Here is a 19,580-nt window from a genome sequence, read left to right as displayed (position 1 = left end):
CTATTCCCAAATCCCAGTATCTTCGATGGTTTCTAATGTTCGTTCAATGTCTTCTGTTAAAATTGTGATATGTCCCATTTTACGACCTAGTTTTGCAATTCCTTTTCCGTAATAGTGGAAATGCCAATCTGGTTTTAATAAAATTTGAAATAACGATTCTTCAATTTGTTCGCCTAATATATTCACCATGACTGCTGGTGAGAGCAAGTCAACTTGAGGTAATGGCCATCCACAAATTGCACGAATGTGTGCATCAAATTGTGAAAATGAACAAGCTTCAATTGAATAATGTCCCGAATTGTGCGGACGAGGCGCTAATTCGTTAACGTAGAGTGTGCCTGTTGAAGTTAAAAACAACTCAATGCCTAACACCCCCACCAACTCTAACTTTTCTGCAATCACAATCGCGACGCGTTTAACTTCTTCTGCAACGTCTACAGGAATTCTTGCTGGAGCAATTGTTTCATGTAAAATATTTTTACGATGCAAGTTTTCTACAACTGGAAATACGGTAATTTCTTCTGCTTCGTTTCGCGCCACCATAACGGAACACTCACGTTCAAATGGAATCCATGCTTCTAGGACACAAATGCCTGTTTGAAGTAAAAATTCACATTTTGGAATGTCTTCTTCACTATATAAAACGACTTGTCCCTTGCCATCATATCCGCCACGAATGGTTTTTAAGACACAAGGAAACCCAATACTATCAATAGCTAAACGAATATCTTCTAAATCAATAATCGTCGCATAAGGAGCAATATTAATATTATTTTCTTCTAGATACGCTTTTTCTAATAAACGATCTTGTGTAATAGATAATAAATCGCTACCTTGTGGAACTTTCACAATAGATTCAATTTTACTTAATGCATCTACGTCAACATTCTCAAATTCATAGGTAATAACATCACATTTTAAAGCCAATTCCATCAATGCTTCTGCATCGTTATATTTTGCTATAATTTGCCAATCTGCTACTTGGGCAGTTGGACAATTAGCTTCTGGATCTAAGACTCCTACTCGGTAACCCATTTCTTTAGCGGATAGGGTCATCATGCGCCCAAGTTGTCCCCCACCAATGATTCCGATTGTTTTTCCTGGAACGATCAGATTAGACAAGTTCATCACTACTTTCCATTGCTTTTTCTTTTATTTCTTTTCTTCTCTTATTTAGTTTATCAGTAATTGCCTCATCTGTCATTGACAACATTTGTAAAGCTAATAATCCAGCGTTTGTGGCTCCTGGTTTTCCAATCGCAACTGTTGCTACTGGAACCCCGGCTGGCATTTGTACAATTGAAAGCAGGGAGTCCATTCCTTTTAAACTTTTTGATTCCATTGGGACTCCGATTACAGGTAACGTTGTTTTTGCCGCCACCATTCCTGGTAGATGAGCCGCACCTCCTGCACCAGCAATAATCACTTTAATCCCCTTAGAGCGAGCCGTTTCTGCAAATTCAAACATATAGTCGGGTGTTCGATGAGCGGAAACCACTTTTTTTTCATATGGAACCTTAAATTCATCTAAAATTTTGCACGCGTATTGCATTGTTTCCCAGTCAGAAGTACTTCCCATAATAACAGCGACTTCATTGATCAACTTATTTCCCCCTCATCCAATCTCTTCTCTTTGATTTTAACAAGGCCGTGTAAAGGAGTCAATTATTATCGAATATTATATCTATTTTTTAATAAATCGTTCGCTTTTAAGCTTGTTTTACGTTTTGATAATATTTTGCTAACTCGTTTATTCTATTTTCAACTATTTTTTTTAATGCTGGAGGCCTAATAGCCAAAATAGTCTCTCCATATCGTAATAAATAATTAGCAATAAAAGGCTCTTCATGCTGTTGGTAGCTTCCCTTAATTATAATTTTATCGGTTTCGATCAACTTCATAGATGGGTAATTTTCTTTGTAAAATAGATCCTTAGCTTGTTCTTTTATCTCAACTTCAAAATCTGTTCCTAATTTCGTCTGTTGGTGAATAGATAACTGTAATAAGTCTTCTGAAAGAAATGATGAAGGTGTCGTTCCCACATCAAAACTAGTTATTTTATCACCTCTAAAAACAATCATGCGCTTTGTTTTCAAATTAATTCCACTAACATACCATTGTCCAAATTTAGCCGATATTTTAAAGAATTGGACAGAATAAACTTGTTCCACTTCTCCTTTTAAATAACTAACAGTACACTCATTTCCAGTTAAAATACTTTCTAAAATTTGATCTAAAAAAGAACTCACATTAGGGTGTGGGTATGATTCAAAATTAAGAACCTTCTTCATTTTATGAAGATGGTGCAATTGCTCTTTCGATAAACAGTTTTCAAAGTTTTCATTCAATTTTTTTACACTTAAATGAAATGGTGAGGATTGATATGCTTCTAATGTAAGCATCGCAAAATAAAGAGCATAAATTTCATCAATCGTAAATAAAATTGGCGATAAGAGTCTATTTTGCAAAATACCATATTTTCCATAGCGTCCATACTCAGTGTAAATGGGCATTCCCAACTCTTCCAAAGAACGCACATCACGAAGTGCCGTACTTTTGGAAATGGTATAACGCTCCATTAGCTCTTTCAAGTTAAAGAAAGAGCGATCATTCAAGTATCGAATCATATCATTTAACCGTTCTGATTTTTTCATTCTTCTGCTCCTTTAAAAGGTGTCATGTTTTGACCTCTTTATCTACTATACTGAAGTCAAGATAATCAATCAACTAAATGAAGCGATTATCAATAAAATAAAAAGGAGTTTTTTAGGATGAATCAATCGTTAGAAATCGGCATTTTTCTTTCAATGAATGGCCAAGCACAAGAGGCCATCACTTTTTACAAAAAACACTTCCATGCCAAGGAACAATTTAAAATCACTTATGAGGAAATGGCGAAGCGTGACTCTTCTCTCCTAGTAACCGAAGAAAATAAACAGTTTATTTCTCACTCTGTTTTAACAATTGGCAAAACCAAAGTCATGATTGCTGAAGAAAATATGGACTTGGAACACCCTTTTCAAATTGGAAACAACCTTTCTTTATGTATTCAAAGTGCTGATTTGCAACAAATTCAACAGTTTTATACTAGCTTAGTGAGTGCACCACAAGTAAAGGTGCTTGTTCCTTTATCTAGCAATGCCTTTAGTGAGGCATACGGCGTTATTCAAGATCCATTTGGGGTTCTTATTCAGTTAAACCATGATGATCGTTTATAGATCTTAATGATCTATTTCATGACATGAAAAAAAGTCAGACATTTTTTCATGTCTGACTTCGTTTTTATGTGTTTTAATCTTGCATGGCTTTTCTTCTTTTTCGAACTTTTTTAGTCCAAAAGCCTCCACTAATATATTTAGGTTCATAGGAAATGACGAATGCTTTTGGTTCTAGTTTATGAATTTCTTTATAGAGAAGTCTTTCGGTTTTACGAGGACTTAATATTTCTAAAATCATCCGCTCACCTTCACGTCCATAAGCATAATTCATTGTTACCCCGTACCCCAGATTTCTTAATTCTTCTGGAACGTTGCTTTCTACATCTGGAATAATCACAGTGACCATAATATAACCTAAAGCTAGATATTCTTCAATTTTAATACCAACTGCAACTCCGACACCATAACCAATTGCATAGGCTGCCAAATTCCAAGGATTATCCAACCGATTTAAGACCATACTTAGTCCTAAAACATAAATTGTAACCTCAAATACGCTGACAATTGGTGCGATTAAACGATACCCTTTCATTGTTAGCATAAATCGAATGGTGTTAAGTGTGATGTAACAAAAGTTAATCACAAAAATCATGCCAATTATTTTTAAATCAATTCCCACTTTAAAACCTTCTTTCCTTACAACCTCCATGATAAAGAAAAGAAACAAAAAAAACAATGAAAAGAAATCATTCTCTTCACTGTTTTTATTTTTATTTTCCAGTTTCAGCAAATTCACTGCCCACCACTCGATTGGTTTGTTTCAAACTTTTTGGATTTAAAATTAAATTCAATACAATTGATGTGATACTTGCTACGACAATTCCGTTACCTGTAAACAATTGCACGGTTGCTGGAAATTGTTTGAATAAATCAGGTACAACTGTAACACCTAGTCCTAACCCAACTGACACCGCAACAATCAATAGATTTGCATCTACCCTAAAATCAACTTTCACTAACATACGAATGCCTTGAATTGCAACCATACCAAACATAACCAACATGGCTCCACCAAGAACTGGTTCAGGAATAATAGTGGCAATCGCGCCAATCTTAGGCAATAATCCTAGTAAAATCAAAAAGCCAGCTGAAAAATAAATTGGTTTACGGTTTTTAATACCCGATAATTGAACTAGCCCTACATTTTGAGAAAATCCGGTATAGGGGAATGTATTAAAAATTCCACCTAATAAAACAGCTAACCCTTCAGCTCGATAGCCGCGTTTCAAGTCATCTTCGCTAATATCTTTTTCAGTAATTTCACCAAGTGCAAAATAAACACCTGTTGATTCTACCATGCTCACCAACGAAATAAGAATCATCGTCACAATAGAAGACCATTCAAACGTTGGAGTGCCAAAGTAAAATGGTGTTGGCATATGAAACCATGTAGCATGTAAAACAGGAGCTAGACTAACTAAGCCCATCATTGCAGCTACAATCGTTCCAACTAATAAACCAATTAACACGGCGATTGACCGCATAAACCCAACGCCATACACTTGAACACCCAAGATAACCGCTACCGTTAAAAAGGATAAAATTAAAAATTGACTGTCGCCAAAATTTGCCGCTGTTTTTAATCCGCCACCCATTTTTTCAATCGCAACAGGGATTAGGGTTAGACCAATTACAGTAATGACCGTTCCGGTTACAACCGGTGGGAAAAATCGTTTGACCTTTGAAAAAATACCAGAAATCAATAAAATAAAAACTCCTGCTACAATGATTGATCCATACATTGCGCTGATTCCTTGGTTAGATCCAATTAAAATTAAAGGGGATACTGCTTGAATTGCACAACCCAATACAACCGGTAGTCCAATTCCAAAAAATTTGTTAACTGTTAATTGTAGAAGTGTCGCTACGCCACACATAAAAATATCAATGGAAACTAAATACGTCATTTGCGTTTCATTAAAACCTAACGCTCCACCTATTAAAAGAGGTACAATAACCGCCCCAGCATACATAGCTAAAACATGTTGCAATCCTAAAGCTGCTGCTTTTCCATTTGATAACACGATTATGCTTCCTCCTCTTTCACAAAGGTTACTTTGCCATCTACAAATGCTTCAATTCGAGCTAGTGATGCAATATCGATACCACTTTCTTCAACAATTTGGCGACCTTTTTGGAAAGATTTTTCAATCACGATTCCCATACCACTTACTTTCGCACCTGCTTGTTTACAAATATCAATCAAGCCAATTGCAGCTTGTCCATTTGCTAGAAAGTCATCAATCAATAACACATTATCAGAAGCATCTAAAAAGTTTTTAGAGACCGCAATTTCATTTGTAACATTTTTTGTAAAGGAATAGACACTCGCGCTGTATAAGTTGTCAGTTAATGTTAAGCTTTTGTGTTTTCTTGCAAAAATAACAGGAACTTCCATTTTAAGACCTGCAAATACTGCTGGAGCGATACCAGAAGACTCGATTGTAATTATTTTGTTGATTCCTCGGTCTTTAAAAATACGTGCAAATTCATTGCCAATTTCTTGCATCAATACTGGATCAATTTGATGATTTAAAAAATTGTCTACTTTCAATACATCTTCCCCAAGGACAACGCCATCTGTTAAAATACGGTCTTCTAATAATTTCATGTTTGATAAACTCCTTTTTTTGTTAAATCGCCTAAATTTAGTGCTTAAATTAAAAAAATAAAAACTGTGTCTTTCCTTTGCTTTTTTACCAAAGCAAAGAAAAAACACAGTCAAACTGTTCATTCATTTCTTTACTTATAGTCCAGTAATTTACGGTTCTGGGTAGATACTCGCCAACCTTATTTTGGCTATTATATAAGTTTTTATTGAAGGATGTTCCTCAAAAGACCAACAATCCAATTTTATTTTAATGATTTAAACTAGTAAATATAGGATTTCTATTTCTATTAAATTAACACACAAACCCTAAAAGAGCAACACTAATTTGATGGAAATTAGCTGAAAACGTTCTCTTTGAAGAATAATTAAAAACAAGACATTAAAAAAATGTCTTGTTTTAATATTCGCCTTTATCAAAGATACTTCGACCCTTCTCGAACAGCTAATGAACTTAAATGGGGCGTTTCTGAAATAAACTTTCTTACCCAATCCGGGTTGTTTTTACTATAATCTCTAAGTGACCAGCCAATGGCTTTTTGAATAAAAAATTCATTCGTATCAATATCTTGAACAATGGCTGCTTGCAGATAATTTGTTTGTGTTTTTTCCTTGTAGCCTAGCTGCAAATTGATTGCCACTCGTCTATTCCAAAAATTTTCACTTGTTGTAAAATGCTGAAATACTAAATCAAATTTTTCTGGATTTACTAGACACCATCTTGAAATAACTGCCCTTAATGAATCTACAGAATCCCACCACGCCTTTTCCGTCACTAAGTAAAATAAGGGGGCGAACTCTTCATAGCTGAGTCGCTTGATGTTTTGTTGCAATAAATCAATTGCAATATACTGATATTCGCGACTTTCTAGCCCATAGTAGCGTTTAACTTCTGATAAAACTTCTTGAATTGGCCAAGTTTTACTTTCTTTTAACATCTCTTTAGATTGGCTTTTTCTAAGGGGTGCGCTTATTCCTGCAAATGGAAACTGATTTTTCATGTATTTCGCCATCGCTTCTTGCTTGATTGGATTTTGAATCAATTCAACTTTTATCATCTATTTCTCCTTTTTCATAGATAGAAAAGCAGCTACCTTAGAAAAGATAACTGCTTTTGTTATTTTTTAATACATACCTTCAAGAACAGGACGCATTCTTGAAATAACATCTCGACTCGTTCCGCCTTCTAGCATCGCTACTAATAAATAATTGTTATTGTCAGCGTCAAAGGCTAGTAAGAACGCATTTTCGTCTCCTTTAGTGTCTTGCTTTTCTTTTAATTCAGCGGTTCCGGTTTTAGCGGCAATTTGATGCCCTGGAATTGCTAAGGTATGAGCGGTTCCTTGCGGTGAATTCACTGTTTCAATCAACGCATCTTTTACAATTGTAGCAGATTTATCCGTGATCGCTTGTTTTGATTCAACTGTTTTTTGATCGGATTGTAATTTTGGATACATGATTTGACCGTTGTCTGCAAAAGGCGTGTAGGACACAGCTTGTTGAATCGGACTCATTAGCAATTGACCTTGTCCGTAAGCTGTATCTGCCAATAAGATATCGCTATTAAGGCCTTTTTTATTGGCTACTTGTGCTGGATCCATCGCAATTGGCAAGTCTAACGTTTCACCAAAAATAAATTTGTTTAATCCTTTTTCAAAGGTTTCTTTGCCCATTTCTAAACCTTCTTTGGCAAAATAAATATTATCAGAATAAACAAGAGCTTGTGTCATGTTAACGGTTGGCACGTCGCTTACTCGGGTGACAAAATAATCCCCCCAAGAGGAGTCTTTTTGCCATTTTAATCCGCTAATATCATGGGTTTTATCTGGTGTAGTGATTCCTGCATCTAACCCAATTCCTGCAGTAATTGTTTTGAACGTCGAACCTGGCGCATAATTACTAGCGTATCTAGCTAAGAATGGTAAATTTTTGTCATTTGCATATTGGTCGTACTCTGCTGATGAAATGCCACTTGTCATTAAATTAGCATCATAAGATGGACTGCTTACTAAAGCCATTAAAGAACCATCAGTTGGATTCATCATTACTGCTGACCCCTTTTGACCTTGAATTTGGTCATAAGCTTGCTTTTGAATCTTACTATCGATTGTCAAGCTGATCGTCTGACCTTCGACTTTATCCACTTCTTGAAGAACTGCTTTTAAATTTTGGTCTTTGTCGTTGATAACAATGCGCCCGCCATTTTTACCACGTAATTCTTTATCTTTAGCTGCTTCTAATCCCGACTTCCCAATAATATCTCCAGCATTTAAGGCTTTATTTTTTTCAATGTCTTCTGCTGAAACTTCCCCGACATAACCAATTAAATGCGCAGCAGCTTCATTAAGAGGGTAATTGCGCATTTCTTTTAAGGTATATTGAACACCTGGAATAACCGGTGTATCCCCTGCTTTCATCGTTTTGATTGGAACTAATAATTCAGGTTTTACCCAACCTGCATTTAATTTTTTTTCAATCGTTTCAACTGGCACACTCAGTTTTTCACTGATGTTTTTAATTGCTTCGGTTTTCGCATCGCCTTCCCCTAAATCATTGGGGACGATACCCGCTTCTGGAATTTTTTTAAGATTGGCTAAGGGTTCTCCATTTTTATCAAGAATTTCTCCACGAGTCGCTGTTGTGGTGGTCACACTGATTTTATCCGTTGCTTCCATTTTAGAAAAAATCAAATGGGCATCCCAATCTACTAGATAAGCATCTCCTGCTTTCGTCAGCTTAGCCTCGTGTTTTTCTGGTTTCAACTCACCTAAACTAGTTGTAACTTTCATTGTGTAACTCATTTTATATTCTTCATTTTTTTTAACAGGTTCAACTTTTAAATCGTTGATTTCAATAGTGCTGGCTCCAATGCCATCAAAAATCGTTGTGTATTTATCAGTTAAACTGGTTTTTGTATAATTGACTGTTTTTAGAGACTGAGGAGATGCTAATTGACTTACCTTTTTAAAATTTTGCTTTTTTAAAGCAGTCGTAAATTGCTTCGCTGCATCATTCGCCGCCTTTTCATCTTTGTGACTATTACTCCAAAAATAATAACTTGTTCCTCCAATGATAGCAACAACTAAAACCACTGCACCAATAATCAATCCTAGTTTAGTTGGCTTTTTTTCTTGACTACGAAACTCTCCCACAACCATCAACTTCCTTTCAATTTAAACATTCTCTATTTTATTATAAGTCAATAAAATAGGGATTGATAGTAAATAATTTGTTAAGAAATAAAAAAATTAGAGTTGGATTTGTACTTTTTCCTCTAATTTTTCATATGTTTAATTTGATTTAACTGCTGTACCACTACAAGTTACCATCAACATTCCGTTATCAGCACCTAATACTTCGTAATCCATCTTCACTCCAATAACAGCATCGGATCCCATTGTTTTAGCTCGTTCTTCCATTTCTTTCAACGCTTCAGTACGAGCATTTAGCAATTCGTTCTCATATCCTTGTGAGCGTCCGCCAAAAATATTGCGAAGGCCTGCCCCCATATCTTTTAGCATATTGATACCTGAAATCACTTCACCAAATACGATGCCTTCGTAGCTTTTAATTGTTTGATTTTCAACTGAATTGGTTGTTGTAATAATCATTTTCCCTTCCTCCTTCTTTATCTATTCTTGATAATGAGCTTCTTCTTGATCACGATATTTCTCCATTTTTTTACTAAATAAAACGCCATTTGATGGTGGTGTATAAGTGATGGCATTGGCTCCTGCTTCTATTGTTTCAAGAATGGAGGCCTCCGTTGGTCCACCTGTAGCAATAATAGCGATATCAGGAAAGTCTTCTCGGATTTTTTTTACCATTTTAGCCGTCTGGGTACCCCCACTCACATTTAAAATACTGATACCGGCAGTAATTTTTTCTTTAATATCTGTAAATTCTGAAACGATGGTTCCAATAATGGGAATATCGATATTGTCGCTGATTTCTTTAATCGTACTTGTAGGCGTTGGCGCGTTCACTACGACTCCTAATGATCCTTGGGCTTCAGCAAACAAACTGATATTCGCCGATCTTTTTCCATGAGTAAGTCCACCGCCAACACCTGAAAATACAGGAATATTCGCTGCTAAAGTAATACTTTGAATAATTGCTGGATGAGGCGTAAAAGGATACACAGCAATTACTGCATCTGCATCATTGTTGCAAATAATGGCGATATCTGTTGTAAAAATAATAGATCGAATCAATTTTCCAAAAATACGAATACCACTAGCTTGACTAATAGACTTTGGAACAGTAATAATATCTTTTCGTAAATCCGTTGTAATCGTTGGAATGTTTTGTTCTTGTTTAGTTTGCATTGTATCACTCCTTTGTAATTCTATTTTACTTGTTTTACAGAAAAGAAGCTATTGAAAAACAAAAAAAAGAACTCTAAAAAATAAATTTTTAAAGTTCTTTTTGGTCATACTGATCAAGCTTGTACTGTTGAATCAATTCGATTAATTTAGCTGGGTAGTCTGGATCTGTTGCGTATCCGGAGGCTTGCAAAGCATGGGCTGCTTCTTGATAATTTTTAGCAGCTCTAACAGTCGCATATTGATCTGCATTCCAAGTTGTTCCATTAACAAAGAGTTTTGCGTGATCTTCCATGGACTCTTTCCAGTCTTCATACTTTCTAAAACGTGCGTTGATTTCAATCCATTGTCCATTTTCAAATTCTTTTGTAGTCATTAGAACCGTATTGCGTTCATCTGTTCCTTTGATTCCGTAGAAATTATTGTTCAACGTTGACAATTCACTTGTTCCCCAATCCGACTCTAATATTGCCTGGGAAATACTGATACTAGGCAATACTTGATATTGTTGGTAGAGAACTTGTGCATGACTAGCGATTTTTTGAATAAACTGTTCTTCTTGGCTCATTTCAACAGTCGCTTCTTCTTTTGGCGAAACCTTAGAAAGAAGAGAAAGAGTGCCGAAAAAAATAAGGGTCACAATAAATAAGATGGCTACGATATAACTTGGGAAAATCGTGCGTTTCTTTCCAAAGAATGCAAATTTGTTTTTCTTTTTTACCAACAAACTCTCTCCTTTCTATTAAGTTTCATTCGAATGTATTATTTTCCTGCAGCTTGCAGTTTGGTAATATATTCTTCTAACGATAAATCATGATCTATAATGTAGGCAGCATTTTCTTTTCCAACATATCTAAAATGCCAAGATTCATAACTGATTTTAGTAAGATCTTCTTTGTGTTTAGGAAATCTTAAAATAAAGCCATACTCTTTCATTGTTTGAACAAGCCATTTTTGAGAGGCTGTTTGATCGTATTCAGGAATCAATCCTTTTCCTGTTGCCAACCATTCATCGTCAACAATATCAATTGCTAAAGCCGTTTGGTGTTCGCTTGAGCCAGGAAAAGCAACATATTTTTTTGTTTCAGCAACAGCATCCTCGTAACTCATTCCTTGACTTTGATTGTCTGAAATGGATTGATTGTATACTTGTTTTTGTAAATCATATGAACGATAGCTAGAAACTAATACCATATTAAAACCAGCTTCTTTGGCTGCGTTCATCCAAGCATTGTAATCCGTTTCCATGCGTTCATCAATTTGTAACCCGTTTGGTAATACCTTCAACGGTGTTTCAATCGCTTCCATCGGGTGGTCGTTGTTGACTAAAATTAAATTCCAATCATTTGAAGAAACATTAGGTAAAGGAGCTTCTTGTTTCTTTGTTTTTGTTGCTGTGTCTTTGGCGATTTCTTTTGAATGGGAAGTGTCTTTAGTAGTTTCTGAAGTTGTTCCAGATAAGTGACATCCACTTAGAATTGTTAAACTTAATAACGCGATTGATACTTTTTTGTACATAACTTAAAACTCCAATTCTCTTATTCAAATTTTATGCGCAAGTTATTTATGTATGTTGTTCATAAACAAGCAGAGCAATAAACAGTTCGAGATATTTTTTCAATAACTATTTTAATAGGAGCTATTCTGTAGGCGGATTGGTTTAATAAATACGACTGTTTTAAAACTACCATATTATTAGAAACTTTGTCAAAAAAAAGATCCATCGGACTTTCAACAATATTTATTAAGGTTGTTATTTTAAATCCATTTGCTAAAGTAAAACTTATCAGAATATCTCCACTTTTAAATAAAATAATTTTTACTATTAAACATCTAGAGCTATCATACCATTAAAAAGTTAATTTTTTAATAAGCAAATGACTTCCTTTCATTATTTAAATGAAAAAGAGATTTGTTATTATTCACAAATCCCTTTTTTACAAATGTTATTCAATTATTTTAAACTCTTCTTCAATATTTTCATTAAACCATTCTAGTAAATCTTGTTTTTCTGTTTCGATCTGCTGCTGAATCACACCTGGCAAACGCAACTCAATTCGATCTTTATAGCTCCAAAAATCATAATTCATTTCAATGCTTAGTGTTGTTACGGCTGGTTTTAATTGAGATGATTGATTTGTCTTTTGATTGGATTGTTTGAATTTAAGCGTTGCTACTCCAGTATCTACCCATTTTTTTGCAACATGAAATTTGATTGATTGAAATTCAGTGACTGGATTGGCTTCGACTTCTGGTAAAATTGTCGCATTTCGGCAGACTTTTTGAACAAGCATCCATTCGTATTCCGTAAACAATCGAGCGATTTTCTGCATATTTTCACTTTTCAGTCCTTGCTCGCCTTTTTTCCAGCGATCCCAACTTTGAGGGGTGATTCCTAATTGATCTTTATAAAATGCCTTTTCACTTACATATTTTTCCTTAATAGCCATTAAAACAATTCTAACAAGTGCTTGATTCATCATTGGTTCCTCCTTAGAATAAAAAGTTAAATGATTGCTACAACTACCTTTATTTTACACTTAATAAGTGAATTTACAACTAAAACGATAGCGGAAAATGACTTTTTTACTAGTTTTAAAATTATTTTTTAGACCTTCTATTAAAAGTTACACCTAGTTACTAACTATCAAATTAGCTAAAGAACACATTTTTTTTGAGAATATTATGTTTGAATTCATAAATAATAAAAAAAGAACTTCATCTTAGAAGTTCTTTACATCATTCTAAATTACTCTCCCCTGTTTGTACTCTGTAAGAACTAAAAAAGTTTCTTTATCTAGTTCAATATTAGTTGGAGTTTCTATTTCAAGAATGCCTATGTCTTATGAAATTAGCATTAAAAATTAAGTAGGAATGAACTGGCACTGTTTTTTAATCAAAAATTTTTTAAAAATCATCTAATGTTTGTTTTTGTTTGTCGAGTACTTCTGTTAGTTTTTTTCCAAAATGTCCTTTTATAGCATGCTCCAAACTTTTCGAGGAACTACTCAAAGTGGCTTTTATGTTTTCCAATTCCGTTTCTCCTATTTTTTCTACCTGTTTTTGATTTTTTGAGCTAATACCTATTTTATTAATCGCAATACCCATAATAGTGATTTTTTGTAATTTTTTTTGTAATTCCTCGAACGCTTTTTCTACTATTTCTGTCACAGAGGGGACCTCCTGTCTTAGTTATTTTGTCTTAGCTTTTGTCGGTATTCCAGTTCATTATTATCTAATCTTTGGATTACATTTTTTCTCTCTTGACCTATTATTTCTTCGTAATCTTCTTGTGCTTTGAAGATTTCTTGACGGATAAAGGCTATTGTCTGGGCATCTAAGTCATTGTTTCTAGCTTGGATACTTAGTTCATGATAAGCCTGTTCGAGAGCTTGATCACCCTTTCGTTTGAATGTTTTAATAAATTCTTCTTCTTCCTCTAACTGCCGTCTATTATTTTTATATTCCGAAGCGAATTCTTCTTCTAATTCCATATCAATTAACTCCTTTAAGTTGTTGGGCTAATTCACTGTCTCTTTGAATAATTTCAGCAATTTTCTCTTTAATTTTAGTGACTAATTCAATGAATTTCTTTTCTATTTGTTTGATTTTATCTAATTTTCTTTGATAGATTTCACATGAATCTGTCACAATTTTCTTATCTGTGCACCCTATCCTATCTAAAGTCTCCTGTATTTCCCATTCTTCCAGTAAAGAACCTTTATTCCTTGCTTCAGATAGTGTTGCTCGCCATAATTCCTGTGCTTCTTTCATAGCGTTTTGATAAATTTTGACAATTTGTTCTGTTGCAATTTTAAAGTTTGAAGTTGCTTTCTCAACAAAAAACAATGCTTCTTGGCTGTCTAAATAAATCTTTTCAGAAGAAGAAAGCCCTCCGCCACTTGCAGTTAACGCTAATTTCAACTTACTTAATGTGGTCATTTTAATACTGAAATCCTCTGTAGCATAGGCTCCATACATTTTTAAATATTCTTTTACTCGATTAATAGCTTCATCATTATCATTTGTAAATGGATTCCAATCGCCATGTGTCTTCGCCCAATTTTTCGCTGCTTCTTCTACTTGTTTTTTTGTCATATGAGGGGCAAAAATACCATCTTTTGCTAAACGGTCCAAATTTAATGAATCCCCATCAAAGTATTTTGAAAGAGTATTATGATCACCGATTCCTATAATTGTTAGGATATTCCCATATTCATGATCACGCGCTGGCAAATCAGCCCATGAATCATTTTGATAACGTAATAGAAATGCTGGATTTTCTTTTAGCCACTCTTGTTCTTTTTTTGTCAATGTATCAAATTGTTGTTTGCCCCAGTCATCAAAACTAGTTGTTTTAAAACCACTCACTCGTCCATGCTCCGCAGCCATTTTCATCATATAGCCACCTGATTGACTAAAGCCTGCGACATCGGTAATGTTCCCATTTTGCTTTGCGACTTTTTTTTGTGTCTCCTTTAAGAAATCTTCTGCTAATTTGTATTCACCAGAAAGACCGCCAAAACCCGAATCGATGGCCGTTCCAAATCCACTTGCGCCTTTTTCTTGTGGCATATTGGTTCCTGCGAATACTACCCCCACATTATTATAGTCAGGCTTGCCATTTTCCATAATAGGGGCGATAGCCATAGCGTTTAGTTGATTGTTAGTATCACTTGCTGCTTTGTTTACGATGTAATAATTTTGTTTTTCATTTCCTATGTTTAATTTGAATTCATCACCACTATTTTTATTTTGAACAAAATCTTTAGTTTTATCAATAGTAGCAGCTAAAACTTCACTTGTTATTTCGATACTCATAGGTTCATTCCTCCTAATATTTTAGTTCATGGATATCTAAATTATAAACAATTTTGGCATTTGGACTGCCTTTACTCGATTTTTCAATTTTTTTAAAATGAAGTTTGTCTTCTGCATTTAAATGTCTAGTGGTATTTCTTATCTCCATTTCAAGAAGCGAATCTATATTTTCAGGATTCAATGAATTTAATAAGACATACTTCTTCAAATTATTATCATAGTTAGTTTCGTCAGATAGTGTAAATCCTACTTGACAATACTGTTTTCTAGATATATATACTTTTACATAACTATTTATATAATTTCCAAACAAAGAAGATCCCCTAGTTTTGGAATTACGCCATTCTACACCGACACCTTGCCATTCAATTTTTTCAATACCTTCATAGTTGTGGACTAGGTAATCTGTTACGTAATTTTGAATTAATTCCACACCATCTTGATATTCTTTTTCTGCGGATTTTTTATCCATATACTTTTTCCCTCCAATGATTAACACCATAGTTACTATTCCTATAATTATAACTAGTATCCACTTCTTGTTCATTTCTAACATCGATAAAACGTCCTCTCCTCTTATGAAGTGTGAGATTAGTATGCACCCAATTTTTCAAAAATTAACTTGGCTACTTCCAATTTATATAGTGATTTCGTTACTCATAAACTCAAATCTCCTAATGTTTCAATTCATGAATGCTTAAATTATAAACCACCTTAGCATCTTGACTTCCCTTACTAGATTTTTTTAATTTATTAAACTCTTCTTTTTCAACTTGACTCAAGCTGTAGATTGTATTTTCTAAATCTGATTTAATAGAAAAATCTGTATTTTCAGGATTTAAAGAGTTTGATTCAACATATCTTTTTAAGACATTGTCATAGTCAGTTTCATCTGTCAGAGTAAATCTTACAGTAAAATAATTATCTTTAGAAACAAATATCTTTACTTTACTATTTACATAATTTCCAAACAGTGACGTCCCGTATATTGGTGAATTTCGCCACTCAATTCCAACACCTTGCCATTCAATTTTTTCAATACCTTCGTAGTTGTGGACTAGGTAATCTGTTACGTAATTTTGAATTAATTCCACGCCATTTTGATATTCTTTTTCTGCTGATTTTTTATCCAAATACTTTCTTCCTACTATAATCGACAGCATGAATAGTATGCCTACAATCATAACTACTATCAATTTCTTTTTCATCTGCATAATGGATAATCCTTCCTTTTCTCGGTTTTTTCTATTAACAACGTTTTCTCCGACTATTTGATGAATAGTGGTCGAGTGAATTTATGAAAATTTCCTTGTATTTATCCATAGTTTTCTTCCTATTTTATACATTCGTAGGTGACGTTTTTGAACTTAAACTAGCTTGAGTAAATAAGGATAATTGTATAGCGTTTTTAGCTCACTTACTAAAAAATACTTTTGTCTTAAGGTACTTTGAATTATTCCCATTAAAAAAACCTTCCTTTAACAACTAAAAAAAACTGTCGTTCTTTATTATTTAAACATAAATCAACAAGAATTAAAATAGTTGTACTAAAATTAATTAAATTCTTTTTAAGGGGAATTCATTATATATTTTTAATAAAACAAAAAAGCCCGAGCTAGTAAGAATGGTTCACTTACTAACTTGGACTTTCACTTTATTTAATAGCTGTAAATAAAAATTAGAAACTTCAGAAACTTTCTTTTTTAGTCAGTTTACGGCGAATCGTTTTTACATCCAGTAAGTCTAATAAGAAAATGAAAATTGGAATTCCAACTATCAATCCCCAGACTCCAAAGAATCGTTCAGAAAACATTAAAATAATAAAGGTATAAAAAATAGGAAGCTCTGTTTTTGAAGACATTAATTTAGGATTTAAGACATAGGATTCAAGCATGTGCACGATACAAATCATACCTAGGACATAAAGCACATCTTGGAAACCACCAACTGTATAGGCAATCAGACTTAAAGGAATACAAGAGATAAAGGCTCCAGCTACTGGAATTAGACTTAAAATAAAGACCATAATCGCCAATGTTAATAATTGAGGAAAGCCTAAAATGTATAACCCTATCATCGTAATCACTGTATTCACAATCGCAATTAAGAATTGCGCTTCAATCACAACTCCAAAAGTATCAATAAATTTCCCACCTAAATAAGCGACGTCCTTAGCAAACCACCCAATTTTACTTTTGAAAAATAACTTACTAAAACTCGCAACACGCTCTTCTTCTACTGAAAAGAAAAAGCTTAAAATGAAAGATAAAACGAACGTTAAACTCATTGAGCCAATGCTTGTAATATAACTAAAGATCAATGCAATTCCCGATTTCACTTGATCTTTTATTTCTGCACTATCTAAATTTCGACCGATCCAATCTAAAATCACACTATTATTATGTGGTTTTTCATAAAAATGGTAAACTGATTCAATCATTTGTCCCGTTTGAGAAATTAGTTTTGGTACGTAGTGTGTCACTGCAAAATAAAATAAAGAAACAATCAATAAATACGTAACCACCACAATAATCTTAGGGGATATTTTAACTCGTTTTTGAATTGATTTTACTAACCGCATTACTAAATAGGTGAAAATAAAAGTTAATAAAATCAAACTTAAAACTTCTTTAATTAAGTACAAAACCAAACAAATTACTAAAAAAACGACAAAACGTCTTAGTGACGCATTTTGTCTAAACTTCTCCCATGTTGTCATTCACCTTCAACCCCTTCATTTCTATTCTAACCTATGAGACACTATAAGAAAATCGTTTTTGAGAAAATCAAGACGATTTTAGTAATTTCTTTAATTGATTATTGAAAAAGGAATGATTCAGCCCATTTTTTATACTATGAATTAACTAGTTCTTTTGTTACAATGATGCTGAAAGATGATTGATTTATCTTCATTCTTAGGAGGTTTTTATATTGAAAACAGTCAACTGGGCAATACTAGGTTTAGGGGATATCGCAAGTAGCTTTGCCACTAGCTTTAAGGCACCAAACGCTACGCTTTATGCAGCGGGGTCACGTTCTCTTGAAAAAGCAAAAGCATTTACAGAAAAGCATCAAATTGAAAACGCTTATGGCAATTACGACGAACTATTAAATGATCAAGCCATCGACATCGTGTACATTGCAACACCCCACAGTCATCACTACGACTTGATTATGAAGAGTCTTCAGGCAGGCAAACACGTTCTTTGTGAAAAAGCCATTACAATGAATGGCACACAATTAAAAGCCGCTATGGATTTGGCAGCTGAAAAACACTTGATTTTATCAGAAGCTATGACGATTTACCATATGCCGCTTTACCATAAATTAAAAGAACTTATAGATGGTGGAACCATTGGAAAATTAAAAATGCTTCAAGTGTCATTTGGTAGCTTAAAGGAAACTGATCCTACTAATCGTTTTTACAATAAAGCCCTCGCTGGTGGTGCTTTACTTGATATCGGCACCTATGCATTATCTTTTACTCGTTTCTTTTTAAATAGTCAGCCACATGAAATCTTAACTACTATGAATCTATTTGAAACAGGAGTAGATGAGCAATCAGGGATTATTTTAAAAAATAAAGACAATGAGATGGCTGTTGTCTCACTTACCTTCCGTGCGAAAATGCCAAAACGTGGGATCATCGCTTGCGAAGATGGGTACATCACTGTAGATGATTACCCTCGTGCAACGTCAGCGACATTAACTCGACCTGATGGAAAAACAGAACTTATTGAAGCTGGAAATAGTGGAGAGGCGTTAAATTACGAGGCTACTGCCCTGACAGATTGGATATTAGCAAATAAAAAAGATCCTTTCTTACCACTTTCATACGATGTCTTAACTATAATGGATACCGTTCGTGAACGATGGGGATTACATTACGACTTTGAATAAAACTAAAAAATCATAGGATGTATTGGTGCGAGACCGATACATCCTATGATTTTTAGTTTATTTTCCATTTTTCAAAAGACACGAACTTACATGGTAGTGCTGCTGGGTTAACATCTCTTTAATTTTCGCATCATCGGTACTTGCCACTTGAATCACGACTTGCGTTAACCCAGTCTTACGATATACGGCAATTTGATCGATACTCATCTTTTCTGTGGCAAATAAGTGAGTAATGTTTTCTAAAATACCAGTATGATCTTCTGGAATATCTACTACAACGCGACAGCCTTGATTGTAATAACCTAGTAAATCAATAAATGCATCAAAAATATCCTTTTCTGTGATGATTCCCACTACTTGATTTTGGTTTTCAACGACTGGTAAGACACTAATCTGATTCTCTCGCATTCTTACCGCAGCCTCTTCTAGTAAAGCATTTGGGGAAATCGTTTGAACATCGGTTAGCATAATTTCCTTAACCGTCGTTTTAGTCAACAGATAGTTTAATTCATGAATGCTTAAGCTGGTTGCAGTAGATGGTGAATTTTGTTGAATTACACCTTCTGTTACTAACCCAATTAACTGCCCCTTTTCAACTACTGGCAAGCGATGGATTTTATGGGCCTTCATCACATCCAATGCTTCTAAAATTTTTGTATCTTGCGAAATGGTAATCACTTCTTTTGACATATACGTATGGACATCCAT

22 protein-coding genes and 1 riboswitch are annotated in these 19,580 nt (G+C 34.1%); of the genes, 2 read left to right on the top strand and 20 right to left on the bottom strand.

Going from position 1 to position 19,580, the window contains the following annotated elements; translation table 11 throughout:
* From purK to CDIMF43_RS05565, 3 genes are all read right to left on the bottom strand, one after another.
* Complete coding sequence (gene purK / locus CDIMF43_RS05575; protein WP_414734734.1) at positions 1–1,128, bottom strand: 5-(carboxyamino)imidazole ribonucleotide synthase; 1,128 nt, start codon at positions 1,126–1,128, stop codon at positions 1–3.
* On the bottom strand, positions 1,115–1,603 hold the full coding sequence (purE, locus tag CDIMF43_RS05570; RefSeq protein WP_199198153.1) for a 5-(carboxyamino)imidazole ribonucleotide mutase: 489 nt from the start codon (positions 1,601–1,603) through the stop codon (positions 1,115–1,117). The genes purK and purE overlap by 14 nt, the downstream gene beginning before the upstream one ends.
* Before the next feature lie 106 nt (positions 1,604–1,709).
* Complete coding sequence (locus tag CDIMF43_RS05565) at positions 1,710–2,654, bottom strand: helix-turn-helix transcriptional regulator (RefSeq protein WP_109841421.1); 945 nt, start codon at positions 2,652–2,654, stop codon at positions 1,710–1,712.
* Between the two features lie 117 nt (positions 2,655–2,771).
* Here CDIMF43_RS05565 and CDIMF43_RS05560 point away from each other — a divergent pair, with 117 nt between their 5' ends.
* Positions 2,772–3,218, top strand: coding sequence for a VOC family protein (locus CDIMF43_RS05560; protein ID WP_109841420.1), 447 nt, complete (start codon positions 2,772–2,774; stop codon positions 3,216–3,218).
* Positions 3,219–3,291: 73 nt separating this feature from the next.
* On the opposite strand, the gene CDIMF43_RS05555 is transcribed toward CDIMF43_RS05560, so the two are convergent.
* From CDIMF43_RS05555 to CDIMF43_RS05480, 16 genes are all read right to left on the bottom strand, one after another.
* On the bottom strand, positions 3,292–3,867 hold the full coding sequence (locus CDIMF43_RS05555) for a DUF2179 domain-containing protein (RefSeq protein ID WP_152877661.1): 576 nt from the start codon (positions 3,865–3,867) through the stop codon (positions 3,292–3,294).
* Between the two features lie 61 nt (positions 3,868–3,928).
* Entirely contained in the window at positions 3,929–5,191 is a 1,263-nt protein-coding gene (locus CDIMF43_RS05550; RefSeq protein ID WP_233218340.1) for a nucleobase:cation symporter-2 family protein, read from the bottom strand.
* A gap of 53 nt (positions 5,192–5,244) precedes the next feature.
* The gene (locus tag CDIMF43_RS05545) at positions 5,245–5,829 is read right to left on the bottom strand and encodes a xanthine phosphoribosyltransferase (protein ID WP_074401977.1); all 585 of its coding nucleotides are present in this window, start codon (positions 5,827–5,829) and stop codon (positions 5,245–5,247) included.
* A gap of 118 nt (positions 5,830–5,947) precedes the next feature.
* Positions 5,948–6,048, bottom strand: a riboswitch (purine riboswitch).
* A 194-nt stretch (positions 6,049–6,242) separates the two neighbouring features.
* Complete coding sequence (locus CDIMF43_RS05540; protein ID WP_109841418.1) at positions 6,243–6,884, bottom strand: DNA alkylation repair protein; 642 nt, start codon at positions 6,882–6,884, stop codon at positions 6,243–6,245.
* Positions 6,885–6,950: 66 nt separating this feature from the next.
* The gene (pbp4, locus tag CDIMF43_RS05535) at positions 6,951–8,978 is read right to left on the bottom strand and encodes a penicillin-binding protein PBP4(5) (RefSeq protein WP_233218296.1); all 2,028 of its coding nucleotides are present in this window, start codon (positions 8,976–8,978) and stop codon (positions 6,951–6,953) included.
* Between the two features lie 138 nt (positions 8,979–9,116).
* Positions 9,117–9,437, bottom strand: a complete 321-nt coding sequence (locus tag CDIMF43_RS05530; protein WP_109841416.1) for a putative heavy metal-binding protein — start codon at positions 9,435–9,437, stop codon at positions 9,117–9,119.
* A gap of 21 nt (positions 9,438–9,458) precedes the next feature.
* On the bottom strand, positions 9,459–10,154 hold the full coding sequence (locus tag CDIMF43_RS05525; RefSeq protein ID WP_109841415.1) for a beta/alpha barrel domain-containing protein: 696 nt from the start codon (positions 10,152–10,154) through the stop codon (positions 9,459–9,461).
* 88 nt (positions 10,155–10,242) lie between these two features.
* On the bottom strand, positions 10,243–10,875 hold the full coding sequence (locus CDIMF43_RS05520; RefSeq protein WP_227001198.1) for a glycoside hydrolase family 73 protein: 633 nt from the start codon (positions 10,873–10,875) through the stop codon (positions 10,243–10,245).
* 38 nt (positions 10,876–10,913) lie between these two features.
* Complete coding sequence (locus CDIMF43_RS05515; RefSeq protein WP_109841414.1) at positions 10,914–11,669, bottom strand: M15 family metallopeptidase; 756 nt, start codon at positions 11,667–11,669, stop codon at positions 10,914–10,916.
* Positions 11,670–12,097: 428 nt separating this feature from the next.
* Positions 12,098–12,631 carry a hypothetical protein gene (locus CDIMF43_RS05510; protein ID WP_074401970.1) on the bottom strand — a complete coding sequence of 178 codons (534 nt, stop codon included), beginning with the start codon at positions 12,629–12,631 and terminating at the stop codon, positions 12,098–12,100.
* Positions 12,632–13,058: 427 nt separating this feature from the next.
* Positions 13,059–13,322: a hypothetical protein gene (locus tag CDIMF43_RS05505; RefSeq protein WP_109841413.1), complete on the bottom strand. Its 264-nt coding sequence runs from the start codon at positions 13,320–13,322 to the stop codon at positions 13,059–13,061.
* Positions 13,323–13,339: 17 nt separating this feature from the next.
* Positions 13,340–13,645 carry a hypothetical protein gene (locus tag CDIMF43_RS05500; protein ID WP_109841412.1) on the bottom strand — a complete coding sequence of 102 codons (306 nt, stop codon included), beginning with the start codon at positions 13,643–13,645 and terminating at the stop codon, positions 13,340–13,342.
* A gap of 1 nt (position 13,646) precedes the next feature.
* A complete protein-coding gene (locus CDIMF43_RS05495; protein WP_233218295.1) occupies positions 13,647–14,972 on the bottom strand; it encodes a hypothetical protein in 1,326 nt (441 codons plus the stop codon).
* Positions 14,973–14,985: 13 nt separating this feature from the next.
* On the bottom strand, positions 14,986–15,519 hold the full coding sequence (locus CDIMF43_RS05490; RefSeq protein ID WP_109842338.1) for a hypothetical protein: 534 nt from the start codon (positions 15,517–15,519) through the stop codon (positions 14,986–14,988).
* A gap of 127 nt (positions 15,520–15,646) precedes the next feature.
* Positions 15,647–16,180, bottom strand: a complete 534-nt coding sequence (locus CDIMF43_RS05485; RefSeq protein WP_414734973.1) for a hypothetical protein — start codon at positions 16,178–16,180, stop codon at positions 15,647–15,649.
* A gap of 479 nt (positions 16,181–16,659) precedes the next feature.
* Positions 16,660–17,691: an AI-2E family transporter gene (locus tag CDIMF43_RS05480; RefSeq protein WP_109841410.1), complete on the bottom strand. Its 1,032-nt coding sequence runs from the start codon at positions 17,689–17,691 to the stop codon at positions 16,660–16,662.
* 212 nt (positions 17,692–17,903) lie between these two features.
* Here CDIMF43_RS05480 and CDIMF43_RS05475 point away from each other — a divergent pair, with 212 nt between their 5' ends.
* Positions 17,904–18,872 carry a Gfo/Idh/MocA family protein gene (locus tag CDIMF43_RS05475; protein ID WP_109841409.1) on the top strand — a complete coding sequence of 323 codons (969 nt, stop codon included), beginning with the start codon at positions 17,904–17,906 and terminating at the stop codon, positions 18,870–18,872.
* Positions 18,873–18,929: 57 nt separating this feature from the next.
* On the opposite strand, the gene CDIMF43_RS05470 is transcribed toward CDIMF43_RS05475, so the two are convergent.
* Entirely contained in the window at positions 18,930–19,580 is a 651-nt protein-coding gene (locus CDIMF43_RS05470; protein ID WP_109841408.1) for a CBS domain-containing protein, read from the bottom strand.

The sequence above is a fragment of the Carnobacterium divergens genome, assembly GCF_900258435.1.
Taxonomy (GTDB): Bacteria; Bacillota; Bacilli; order Lactobacillales; family Carnobacteriaceae; genus Carnobacterium; species Carnobacterium divergens_A.
Note: the sequence above shows the minus strand (reverse complement) of the source record. Positions and strands in the feature narration are given on the sequence as shown.

Excerpts from the sequence above, each read along its gene's own strand:
- purK (WP_414734734.1), bottom strand. The coding sequence starts at position 1,128 with ATGAACTTGTCTAATCTGATCGTTCCAGGAAAAACAATCGGAATCATT.
- CDIMF43_RS05565 (WP_109841421.1), bottom strand. The coding sequence starts at position 2,654 with ATGAAAAAATCAGAACGGTTAAATGATATGATTCGATACTTGAATGAT.
- CDIMF43_RS05560 (WP_109841420.1), top strand. The coding sequence starts at position 2,772 with ATGAATCAATCGTTAGAAATCGGCATTTTTCTTTCAATGAATGGCCAA.
- CDIMF43_RS05555 (WP_152877661.1), bottom strand. The coding sequence starts at position 3,867 with ATGGAGGTTGTAAGGAAAGAAGGTTTTAAAGTGGGAATTGATTTAAAA.
- CDIMF43_RS05550 (WP_233218340.1), bottom strand. The coding sequence starts at position 5,191 with ATGTATGCTGGGGCGGTTATTGTACCTCTTTTAATAGGTGGAGCGTTA.
- CDIMF43_RS05545 (WP_074401977.1), bottom strand. The coding sequence starts at position 5,829 with ATGAAATTATTAGAAGACCGTATTTTAACAGATGGCGTTGTCCTTGGG.
- CDIMF43_RS05540 (WP_109841418.1), bottom strand. The coding sequence starts at position 6,884 with ATGATAAAAGTTGAATTGATTCAAAATCCAATCAAGCAAGAAGCGATG.
- CDIMF43_RS05530 (WP_109841416.1), bottom strand. The coding sequence starts at position 9,437 with ATGATTATTACAACAACCAATTCAGTTGAAAATCAAACAATTAAAAGC.
- CDIMF43_RS05525 (WP_109841415.1), bottom strand. The coding sequence starts at position 10,154 with ATGCAAACTAAACAAGAACAAAACATTCCAACGATTACAACGGATTTA.
- CDIMF43_RS05515 (WP_109841414.1), bottom strand. The coding sequence starts at position 11,669 with ATGTACAAAAAAGTATCAATCGCGTTATTAAGTTTAACAATTCTAAGT.
- CDIMF43_RS05510 (WP_074401970.1), bottom strand. The coding sequence starts at position 12,631 with ATGAATCAAGCACTTGTTAGAATTGTTTTAATGGCTATTAAGGAAAAA.
- CDIMF43_RS05500 (WP_109841412.1), bottom strand. The coding sequence starts at position 13,645 with ATGGAATTAGAAGAAGAATTCGCTTCGGAATATAAAAATAATAGACGG.
- CDIMF43_RS05495 (WP_233218295.1), bottom strand. The coding sequence starts at position 14,972 with ATGAGTATCGAAATAACAAGTGAAGTTTTAGCTGCTACTATTGATAAA.
- CDIMF43_RS05490 (WP_109842338.1), bottom strand. The coding sequence starts at position 15,519 with ATGAACAAGAAGTGGATACTAGTTATAATTATAGGAATAGTAACTATG.
- CDIMF43_RS05485 (WP_414734973.1), bottom strand. The coding sequence starts at position 16,180 with ATGAAAAAGAAATTGATAGTAGTTATGATTGTAGGCATACTATTCATG.
- CDIMF43_RS05480 (WP_109841410.1), bottom strand. The coding sequence starts at position 17,691 with ATGACAACATGGGAGAAGTTTAGACAAAATGCGTCACTAAGACGTTTT.
- CDIMF43_RS05470 (WP_109841408.1), bottom strand. The coding sequence starts at position 19,580 with ATGGATGTCCATACGTATATGTCAAAAGAAGTGATTACCATTTCGCAA.